This is a genomic window from Arenibacter catalasegens (assembly GCF_002909235.1).
In the GTDB taxonomy this organism is placed as follows: domain Bacteria; phylum Bacteroidota; class Bacteroidia; order Flavobacteriales; family Flavobacteriaceae; genus Arenibacter; species Arenibacter catalasegens.
Genome location: NZ_PHQQ01000037.1, coordinates 24421 through 34845 on the forward strand (window position 1 = coordinate 24421; position 10425 = coordinate 34845).

Sequence of the window (10425 nt, forward strand, 5' to 3'; positions counted from 1 at the left end):
ACCGGTGAATAATGGCTATTAATAAAACAGGATAGGGAGCAAGTTGGATGAAGGCAATCATAAATTAAAATATTGCAGCCATGACATATAAATTATTAGTATTAGGTATATTCTTGCTTTATCAAATGAGTTACGGACAACATTTACCGTTGTTGAAAATAAGCAATGACCGTAATTATATAGTAACTCAGGACAATGAACCATTTTTTTGGTTGGGTGGAACGGCCTGGGAACTCATTCATCGTTTAAACAGGGAAGAAGTTGACATATACCTTACCGATAGGGCAAAAAAAGGATTTAACGTAATACAAACTGTTATTCTTGCTGAACTTGATGGCTTGGATACGCCAAATGCATATGGTGAAAAACCTTTAATAAATAACGATCCAACAAAGGTAAATGAGAAATACTTGGAGCACGTGGAGTACGTTTTGAAAAAAGCAAGCGAATTAGGCCTCTATATTGGACTTCTTCCTACTTGGGGAGATAAGTTTAATAAAAAATGGGGGGTTGGTCCGGAGATTTTTAATTCTAGTAATGCCTTGGTTTATGGAGAGATAATAGCCAAACGATTCATTTCCTACAACAATATTATTTGGATTCTTGGGGGTGATAGAATACCCGAAAATGAAAATCATTATGCAATAATACGGGCAATGGCACAGGGTATTGAAAAAGTGGATAGTTTGCACCTAATGACCTACCACCCCGTTGGAAGCAAAAAGGCAATAGATTTTTTTGATGAAGAATGGCTTGATTTGGATATGTATCAAAGTGGACACAGCAGAACAGCAAAAGAATACTCCTATGTCCTTGAAAGCAAGCAAGCAAAGTTGGTCCGTCCTGTAATCAATGGAGAGGCAAGATATGAAAATATACCTGATAGATTTTGGGAAAACAAGACCTATGGCTGGCTTGATGATTCGGATGTAAGAGTTTCCGCCTATTGGAGTATAATAGCAGGTGCCGCTGGGTATACCTACGGTTGCAATGATATCTGGCAGATGTACGATGTAAATAGAACCCCAATTATTTCTGCGAGGACCGGTTGGCAAGCTGCCCTTGATTTACAGGGTTCCACACATATGAAATATATGAAGGAGGTATTTGAAATAATAGACTGGCAGAAGATGATGTATAAGCCAACCTTGATATTAAATAATAATCCAGAGGATGAAACACATATTGTTTGTGCAATGGGTGAGAACCAAGATATTGTAGTCGCCTATACTCCTATAGGAAATTCAGTTAAAATTGATTTATCCAATATGCTTTCGGATAAAATTAAAGCATATTGGTACAATCCAAGAAGCGGTAAAATAAGCCATATTGGAAATATGGAGACAAATAATCCTTATGAATTTATACCTTGGTCCAGTGGCCGGGGCAGCGATTTTCTTTTGATTTTGGTAACCGAGGATTTTTCCATTGACCTTTTGGAATTGAATAAATAGAACTTGATGGAAATCGTTAAAATGTATTAAAAAAATGAAAGCTCAATTCTTAAATTTTGACTCTTGTATTATTGAACTTTTTGAATAAAAGGCACCACTGGTAAGAAATGTTGATTTAGATTAGCTTTTGCTAACTTTGCCCTTTAAGAGCTATACCCGTGCACCCAAAAAATCCTTTTGCCAAAGATTATAATTTTGATTTCCTTATTCAACACTACCCCGGCTTAAGGGATTTTGTCTTTGTAAATGAATATGGAAACAAGACTATAAAGTTTGCCGACAAACAGGCCGTTAAGGCTTTGAATACTGCACTCCTAAAGGCCCATTACGGCCTCGACTTTTGGGATATTCCAGAGCACAACCTATGTCCGCCCATACCGGGCAGGTTGGATTATTTATTGCATGTAGCAGACCTGATCCAGAAACCTCAACTTCGTTTGTTGGACATTGGTACGGGAGCCAACTTAATCTACCCTATTTTGGCCAGCTGTCATTTTGGGTGGCAATGTTCCGCCTCTGAAGTAGATTTGGATGCTTTAAAAAATGCTCAAGAAATTATTGACAAAAACAGTGTATTGGCTAACATAGACCTTAGGCAGCAAGGTTTTAAGAACAGCATTTTAGAACATATTATTAGGCCAGATGATGCGTTTGACGTTGTGGTATGTAATCCACCTTTTTATAAAAACCGTAGTGATGCCCAACTAAAAAATCAACGCAAGGTTCGTAACCTACAGCTTCAGGAAAAGGAGACCTTAAATTTTGGCGGACAGGCCAATGAATTGTGGTACAAGGGCGGGGAAGAGGCCTTTGTGAAGAAGATGGTTCTAGAAAGCGTGCAATTTAAGGAACAGGTATATTGGTTTACCTCCTTGGTTTCCCAAAAAGAGAACTTAAAAAATATTAAAAGGGCAATTAACAAGACCCAACCTGCAGCTGTCAAGGTCATTGATATGGAACAGGGGAACAAAAAGAGCAGATTTGTAGCCTGGACTTTTCGTCAATAAAATTATTGGGTCAATAAATAATTCGGATTTACTATATTAGTCATATCAATTATGAAGAACAGCAATAAAGGTTATGATATAAATAGACGGAAATTCCTAAAATCTTCTTTGATTGCTGGAATCACATTGGCTAGTATACCGTCCCTTTACAGTTGCAAAAAAGAGGAATTGGATTATTCCCTAGATTTAAATGTCCCCACAAAGCTGTTCGATGGTAAAAGGTGCTGGTGTCATCCGCGGGCGGGAATTGTACCGGGCGCAGATGAAAATAGTATTCCTAGGGTGGTAATGACCATGAACAAATTAGATCTAGCAGGGAGTGACGTTTTCTACGGAATGTATGGATTGGATACAAATAACCTAGCCAAAAACTGGACAACACCTAAAGAGTTGAAAACATTGGCGCCCCGATTCGAAATAATCGATGGCATTGAACGGCCTGTCGCCATAAGCGACTTTTCTCCAAAATGGCATACGGCCACAAAAACTTTGCTGGGTGTAGGGCATACTGTGGCTTATACACCCAACTGGAAAATAACAAATCCAAGGCCCAGAAGTACGTCCTACTCCATTTATGACATGCACAAAAACGAATGGAGTGATTGGCAAAAATTAATAATGCCAGATGAAGAAAAATTTTATAATGCTGGTGCAGGTTGCGTACAACGCTATGATTTAGGAAATGGTGAAATCTTGCTCCCCATATATTTTAGTCCAGAAGGAAAAAATTCGAGAGTTACAGTTTGTAAGTGTTCTTTTAATGGAAAAAAGCTGGAATATCTTTCACATGGAACGGAATTGGAACTAAATGATGACACCCGTGGACTCGGAGAACCTTCTATAACAAAATTTAATAAAGAATTTTTTCTAACCATTCGAAATGATAAAAAAGGTTTTGTTGCACGAAGTAAGGATGGATTAAATTTTGACAAATACCAGCCTTGGACATTTGATGATGGAACGGAGCTTGGAAGTTACAATACACAACAACATTGGCTTACACATAGCGAAGGATTATTTCTGGTCTATACTCGGAAAGGGGCTAATAACGATCATGTATTTCGTCATAGGGCGCCGCTTTTCATGGCGGAGGTGGACCCTGATAATTTATGCGTGATCAGAGCTACGGAACAGATTCTTGTCCCAGAAAGAGGAGCGCGTTTAGGAAATTTCGGCATTACAGATGTTTCGCCTGAGGAATCTTGGGTAACGGTCTCAGAGTGGATGCAACCGGAAGGTGTTGAAGAATATGGTAGTGATGGTAGTGTTTTTGTGGCGAAGATTAAATGGAACCAGCCAAATCGACTTTTTTCCTAAAGAGATATCCTTAAATTAATAATCGAATATACCTGCCGAACCCTAGTGAGGCATTAACTATAAATAATGGGATTTAATATTGTATTAATTGAACCAGAGATACCTATGAATACTGGTAATATTGGTCGCCTAAGTTTGGGGTCTGGATCCAAATTACATCTCGTAAAACCCTTTGGGTTCGAATTAAGTGATAAGCGATTAAAAAGAGCCGGATTGGATTACTGGAAGCATATATCCGTTTTCATTTATGAGAACGTTGATGACTTTTACTCAAAAAATAAAGGTAAGAACTTTGCATACTTCTCCAGTCATGGGACCCAAGATTACTGCGCTATTGACTACACAGACGACATGTTTCTGATTTTTGGGAAAGAATCAACTGGATTACCTGAAAAAATAGTGACAGAAAATTCTAAATTGCTATATAATATACCCATTTACAGTGAACATATTAGAAGTTTAAACTTGGCCAATGCGGTTAGCATAGTAGTATATGAAGGAATTCGAAATATAAAAACCAAACTACATTAAAACCCTGTAAGTGAAATCATCCTTCTGTTACCATCACTGCTTCCTATTTTAATGTAGGCAAAAAAAAAGCGATTCTATTGTTGTACCTCATTATAAACATTTAGAAAATTGAAAAAAAAGACTTTCTGGTTGAATGTATTTTTTCTGTTCCTGTTGATTTTGTTGGGAGCTATTTTCTATTTCGGAATTGAGATTGTATATAAAAAAGGCTCCACCGAATTTGCCGAGCTTAAATCAAAGTCTATTACCTTAACATGGCAGTCCTTGACCGCTCTTGGATTTACCCTGATTACAGTCCTTATCTATTTTGTTCTCAGAAAGAAATTAAAAAAAGGTCGCAAGGGCATCGAGGCAACGTTAAATAAGAACTGATCCAAATAATTATCTAGACAAAAATATTTCCTTCATAAGCGGTTCATCGCTAAAATATTATATCCCATAAATAATAGGGGATTTGCTATCTTAGGCATATAATAACTATATCCATTTGTTAGCAAAAAGCGAAAACTAACCGTAGATATGAAAATAAAATTTAGAAAAAAAAGATTACTTGCGCATTTATTGCTCGGAATGGTTTGGATTGCACTCGGAATATTAAGCGTTGTGTTTAATGATAAAATTCGTTGGACTGAGTACGGGTATTTAGTTGTCGGAATTTTATACCTAGGTCATTATTTACACGATTTGACATATCAATATCTGACTATCGAAAACGGAACAATAAAAAAAAATGCACTTTATGGATTCGGGAAAGAAATAAATCTGCATGATATAAATTGGATTAAAAAGTATGCCGGTGATTATACGCTGAAAACGGAACAAAGGGAATTGAAAATCAATACAGAATTGATTGATATAGATTCCCTTATTGAATTGCTCAGGATATTGGCTGAATTGAATTTGCCACCTGAAAAAACGCCATTTACTAACAAGGTTTATAATTAATTGCGGGCGGATTTCCCAAATAGAAATCCCCCCGATCGATTATCTTTATTACAAGCGGGAAAAGCCCGATTGGTAATTGAACAACCCGCCCGCTGATAATGACTACGGCCTGCGCAACCAATCAAACAAGAACCGCTAACACCTAATATGAAAAAATATAGTTCTTTACTATTGATCCTTGTCTCTCTTCAATGTTTTTGCCAAATCACCGGCAAAGTAGTGGATAAAGAAACTGGCCTTCCCATTTCATACGTTAATATTTGGATAGAAAAATCTTGGCTAGGTACAACATCTGACGAAAATGGTGTTTTTTATATGAAGAAAGGGCAAATTGGAGATACATTATTGGTGTCACATTTGGGTTATCAAGAATTACAAACTCAAGTAGAACTTACAAATGAAATTCTACTTAACCCTAGCGAAATTGAATTGGAAGAAGTTATTATACTCCCAGTGCAAAACAATAAAAACATAAATATTAAATCCTATAACCATTATAAAAAAATTAGAGAATTTAACAATTTTGAACACCAAGCATGTGCAAGGTTTTTTGAATATGACGAAGAATATGCGGAGACCCCATTTATTAAACAAATATCTCTTGCTGTAATTACACCCTTAACTGGAAAACAAATGTTTAGAGTATATTTAATGAAAGTCGGTATAGATGGGAAACCATCAAATCAGCTTTTTAGTGAATACAAAACCCTTGAAGTTTATGGAGATGGTGAAATCAATGTTAACTATATAGATGAAAAACTTATATTTCCCAAAGAAGGTTTTTTTGTAGTATTTGATATATTAAATTTAAAAGAGAATATATACACCAATAAATTGGGACACGAGATTTTATGCCCTGCAATAGGGATGGAATATAAAGTACAGAAAAAAAATACTTGGCTGAATTATCATGGAAAATGGATTGATCCAATTGAGCGGAAGGACAAAAGTAATGAAGATGGAAATGTAGCTATTAATATTGAACTATCTAATTAAATACAATAAGCTAATAACTAGATAATCCTGAAAATAAATAAAACATTACCGAAAGCTATACCAATATAACGATGTCTATAAAATTCCTAACTTTTATCGGATTATTTTCCTGCTGCTGTTCCCTTGCGGCTCAAACTGTGGACCCAATAACCGTTGAAGCTAATCTTGTTGCCGAAGTAACTTTAATTTCTGTTAAAACTTATACAAATCCATTTACCGATGTAGCTCTTAGTGCTGTTGTTACACAGCCCAATGGCAAGATGCTGAAAGTACCTATGTTCTGGGCCGGGGATGAGCAATGGTCCCTTAGGTATGCATCCGATATTCTTGGGGAACATACTTTTAAAACAGAATGCTCGGATACTAAAAATAAAAAACTTCACGGCATAAAAGGCAAAATTACCGTCACATCCTATAATGGTAATAACCCATTGTACCAGCATGGCCCAATTCGAATAGCTAGTGATAAACGACATTTTGAACATCAAGATGGCACACCATATTTATGGTTGGCAGATACTTGGTGGAAGGGCCTGTGTAAACGTATGACGTGGGAAGGTTTTCAAATATTAACAGCCGATCGGAAGTCCAAAGGATTTAATACAATTCAGATTGTTTGCGGACCATATCCTGATGAAGATATGCTGGAGGAACGATGGGAAAATGAGGGCGGTAAACCATATGAAAAGATAGATTTCAGCCGAATGAATCCCAAATATTTTGAATATGCAGACAGACGTATCCAACATCTTATCGATAATGGTATTGTACCTGTTATTGTTGGCGGTTGGGGTCGTCCGCAAGGTGGTGGTGAAAGTACATTGATGCAGGTGGGTCTGGAAGGTTACAAAAGACATTGGCGAAATTTGGTTGCGCGTTACGGTGCCTATCCTACAGTATGGATGATAGGTGGCGAGGCAAGTGATGATTATGGGCCGTGGTCTGAGGTAGCACAATATGTAAAAGATATAGATCCTTTTGAACGGGTAAGTTGCTACCATGCACCTGGTCACCCACGTACTGCCTTAAAAGATAACTCAATGTTTGATTTCGATATGCTTGCCATTGGACATGATGGTATGAAAACAGTCGATAAAACCTTTGATTTAATGAGAGCAAGTATGGATGCCTCCCCTAAAAGACCTATTGTTTGTGGTGAGGCTTGCTACGAGGGCCATATGCAAACAAATCGACAAGTCATTCAGCGTTATATGTTTTGGAGTTTCATGCTAAGCGGTGCAGCTGGCCACACTTATGGTGCTGCAGGAATTTGGCACGCTGGTGTTGAAGGAGACCCTGGGCATACTGGATTTAAAGGATTCGCCTACGACTATACCACTTGGGAGGAAGGCATGAACTATCCTGGTTCTGCACAGATAGGAATAGGAAAAAAGCTACTGGAACAATATCCTTGGTATCGTTTTGAAAGTCATCCTGAATGGGTGGAGGAAGGGAATTTTGCTGCAGGGATACCTGGGGAAGTACGAATTATCTACTTGCCCCAACGAGGTATTTACGATTGGGAAGGCAGAACGGTGAAGGACTTGGATCCCAGGGTAAACTGGCACGCTTACTATTTTGACCCAGGTACGGGGCGAAAATTTGACCAAGGTATTATTAAGGCAAGTGCTAAAGTAGGTGAGAAACTAGCCAATCCAGTAGCGTTCAATAAGACCGTTCCCTCACCACAGGACTGGGTACTGGTATTGGAAAAAGTGAGTGATTAAAATAGAAAATAAATAAGTTGGTAAATAGCAAACCATTTAAAAATATAGGCTTAGAGCTTATTCGCTGGGTTTACGTATTTTTATAAAGTCCACAAAATTGACAATTACCCACTCGCTAAAAATTCGAAATCAGCAAAAATTAGAAACATAATCAATACGACTGAAATACATATTGTTCCCCATATACCTTCTCCAATTCGACTACAGGAATATGGCGTTGGTATTTTCATTGCAGCCTTGACGAAATCAGCACTGAAAAAAGCACTGAAGAAAAAGTACATTACAGTTAATGATGTTATTGCTACTTCTGCTACTTTAATAAATGGAGGCGAGTGTATAAAGGTATCCGTTCCAAAAGAAGTTAGTCCCAATAAGAAACTGGTTTTTCCTCTTAAAGTTTTATTTGAAGATGACTATTTAGCGGTAATCCATAAACCTGCTGGTATTTTGGTCAGCGGCAATAGTTTTAAAACTATTGCCAATGCCTTGGCTCAAAACATTCAACAAAGTAATCTTCCTGACGCCACAAAACCGCAGCCTGTGCATCGATTGGACTTTGCAACCACAGGCATTTTATTGGTCGGAAAGACGAGTGGAAGTATTCGTCTTTTAAATAAAATGTTTGAAGACAAAAAAATTGAGAAAACATACTATGCAGTTACTATTGGTGAAATGCAAGATCAAGGGAAAATCAATTCCGAAATTGACGGTAAGAAATCAATATCGAATTATGAAGTATTGGAATGTGTTGCCTCAAAAAGATTCGGCAAACTCAACTTGGTGAAATTGGACCCTCAAACAGGCAGAAGGCATCAACTGCGTAAACACCTGTCCAGTATAGATAATCCGATATTAGGAGATGCAGCCTATGGCCTTGAAAATTTAATTTTAAGTGGTAAGGGTCTTTATTTACATGCCTATTCATTGAATTTTATACATCCATTTACAAATAAACAGGTGTATTTAAAAGATGAATTTCCTGAAAGGTTTCAGAAAATATTTAGTTTCAGAAAATATTTAATGGTAGTGTAATAATGGTCATTGAGCTAGAACCAAATTAAAAAAGTCAAGATAATAAAGTCTATACAGATAAAACCGTAAATTAACTGCCACACATCTCATGGTTATATAGGACGGTAGGTAATAATTAAATAAAATATGAAGGCAAATATTATAGCGATAATCTTCTTGAGCGTGTTTTATAACATATGCTCAGGCCAAATCACAAAGCCGGAATATGGTCCAATTTTTGACGAAATAGGAGCAACATACAACATTGAAAATGCGGATTTTGTTCCAGATTCTACATCCGTTCTAAAAGCCATATTTGACATTGACTATTTGCCTAAAGACTCCTCTTCTTCAAATTCCCTGATTTCTAGCCTTCATCGATATTTGAATATGCACGTCAAAAATGGAGTAAAGGTATCTAACATATCACTTGCGTTTGTTTTGCACGGAGACTCCACAAAGGACGCTCTTAACAATAAGGCTTACATGAGAAAATATGGAATTAACAACCCTAATACCATATTAATAAAGACACTATCTGAACATGGGGTAGAAATGTATATTTGTGGTCAATCCGCAGCTCATTCGGGTATTTCAAAATCTGAAATTATGCCTGAAATTAAATTAGCTTTATCTGCTATGACCGTTTTGACTATTTATCAATCCGAAGGATATTCCCTTATTAAATTTTAGTTTATTATTGATTTGAAAAATTAGTGAATGATTATTCAACTACTTAATATCCGAGATTAAATCTTGACTGAAAACCTAAAAATTGGATGAATTTTAAATCTTTTCCAGAAATAAAAACAGAAAGGCTTTTATTAAGAAAAATTGAAGCATCAGACAGTGATGAAATCTTATTCTTACGTTCCGATACTTCAGTTAACAAATTCATTGAACGACCTGAAAACAGGAAAACTAAAAATAAAACGGATGCGGTTAAATTTATATATGAAATTAATGAATCATTCAAAAAAAACAAATCAATTACTTGGGGAATAACTTTAAAAAATGATTCCAAAATAATTGGAACAATCTGCTTGTGGAATTTTTCCAAAATCAATAAAACGGCTGAAATTGGTTATGATTTAGCTCCTAAATACCATGGAAAAGGCATTATGAATGAAGCTCTAAAAATGATTATCGATTTTGGTTTCAAAGAATTAAAACTTTATAAAATTGAGGCCTTAACCCATGTCGATAATGAAAATTCCAGAAGACTTTTAGAAAATAATGGATTTTTATTTATAAAGGATAGAAAAGATATAGACAATGAATCCAATATTATATTTGAACTCGAAAATGCCTGTGAGTATTTCGGTTCGTTTTGTGCCAGTGTTATCGGTCGGGTTTGTGCCAGGCATATCGGTTCAAATTGTGCCAATTTTAGCTGAGCGCTGAATTTATAACGGTTCGATTTGTGCCACTGGCTTT

The 10425-nt window shown here is 36.5% G+C and carries 11 protein-coding genes; all 11 read left to right on the plus strand.

Annotated elements, in window-relative coordinates; translation table 11 throughout:
* The first annotated feature begins 80 nt into the window (after positions 1–80).
* Entirely contained in the window at positions 81–1454 is a 1374-nt protein-coding gene (locus tag CWD90_RS21220) for a glycoside hydrolase family 140 protein (protein ID WP_103478065.1), read from the plus strand.
* A gap of 158 nt (positions 1455–1612) precedes the next feature.
* On the plus strand, positions 1613–2461 hold the full coding sequence (gene rlmF / locus CWD90_RS21225) for a 23S rRNA (adenine(1618)-N(6))-methyltransferase RlmF (RefSeq protein ID WP_103478066.1): 849 nt from the start codon (positions 1613–1615) through the stop codon (positions 2459–2461).
* A gap of 51 nt (positions 2462–2512) precedes the next feature.
* Positions 2513–3778, plus strand: a complete 1266-nt coding sequence (locus CWD90_RS21230; protein WP_103478067.1) for a sialidase — start codon at positions 2513–2515, stop codon at positions 3776–3778.
* A 66-nt stretch (positions 3779–3844) separates the two neighbouring features.
* Positions 3845–4309 (plus strand): tRNA (cytidine(34)-2'-O)-methyltransferase, encoded by a 465-nt coding sequence (locus CWD90_RS21235; protein ID WP_103478068.1) that lies wholly within the window; start codon positions 3845–3847, stop codon positions 4307–4309.
* Between the two features lie 108 nt (positions 4310–4417).
* Positions 4418–4681 carry a hypothetical protein gene (locus CWD90_RS21240; protein WP_103478069.1) on the plus strand — a complete coding sequence of 88 codons (264 nt, stop codon included), beginning with the start codon at positions 4418–4420 and terminating at the stop codon, positions 4679–4681.
* A gap of 147 nt (positions 4682–4828) precedes the next feature.
* Complete coding sequence (locus CWD90_RS21245) at positions 4829–5254, plus strand: hypothetical protein (RefSeq protein ID WP_103478070.1); 426 nt, start codon at positions 4829–4831, stop codon at positions 5252–5254.
* Positions 5255–5401: 147 nt separating this feature from the next.
* On the plus strand, positions 5402–6250 hold the full coding sequence (locus CWD90_RS21250; RefSeq protein ID WP_103478071.1) for a carboxypeptidase-like regulatory domain-containing protein: 849 nt from the start codon (positions 5402–5404) through the stop codon (positions 6248–6250).
* A gap of 71 nt (positions 6251–6321) precedes the next feature.
* A complete protein-coding gene (locus CWD90_RS21255) occupies positions 6322–7977 on the plus strand; it encodes an apiosidase-like domain-containing protein (RefSeq protein WP_103478072.1) in 1656 nt (551 codons plus the stop codon).
* Between the two features lie 150 nt (positions 7978–8127).
* Positions 8128–9009, plus strand: a complete 882-nt coding sequence (locus CWD90_RS21260; protein ID WP_103478073.1) for an RluA family pseudouridine synthase — start codon at positions 8128–8130, stop codon at positions 9007–9009.
* 126 nt (positions 9010–9135) lie between these two features.
* Positions 9136–9681 (plus strand): DsrE family protein, encoded by a 546-nt coding sequence (locus CWD90_RS21265; RefSeq protein WP_103478074.1) that lies wholly within the window; start codon positions 9136–9138, stop codon positions 9679–9681.
* A gap of 86 nt (positions 9682–9767) precedes the next feature.
* Positions 9768–10385 (plus strand): GNAT family N-acetyltransferase, encoded by a 618-nt coding sequence (locus CWD90_RS21270; protein WP_103478075.1) that lies wholly within the window; start codon positions 9768–9770, stop codon positions 10383–10385.
* Positions 10386–10425 lie beyond the last annotated feature (40 nt).

Coding starts and splice junctions, on each gene's coding strand:
- CWD90_RS21220 (WP_103478065.1), top strand. CDS start 81: ATGACATATAAATTATTAGTATTAGGTATATTCTTGCTTTATCAAATG.
- CWD90_RS21230 (WP_103478067.1), top strand. CDS start 2,513: ATGAAGAACAGCAATAAAGGTTATGATATAAATAGACGGAAATTCCTA.
- CWD90_RS21235 (WP_103478068.1), top strand. CDS start 3,845: ATGGGATTTAATATTGTATTAATTGAACCAGAGATACCTATGAATACT.
- CWD90_RS21245 (WP_103478070.1), top strand. CDS start 4,829: ATGAAAATAAAATTTAGAAAAAAAAGATTACTTGCGCATTTATTGCTC.
- CWD90_RS21250 (WP_103478071.1), top strand. CDS start 5,402: ATGAAAAAATATAGTTCTTTACTATTGATCCTTGTCTCTCTTCAATGT.
- CWD90_RS21255 (WP_103478072.1), top strand. CDS start 6,322: ATGTCTATAAAATTCCTAACTTTTATCGGATTATTTTCCTGCTGCTGT.
- CWD90_RS21265 (WP_103478074.1), top strand. CDS start 9,136: ATGAAGGCAAATATTATAGCGATAATCTTCTTGAGCGTGTTTTATAAC.
- CWD90_RS21270 (WP_103478075.1), top strand. CDS start 9,768: ATGAATTTTAAATCTTTTCCAGAAATAAAAACAGAAAGGCTTTTATTA.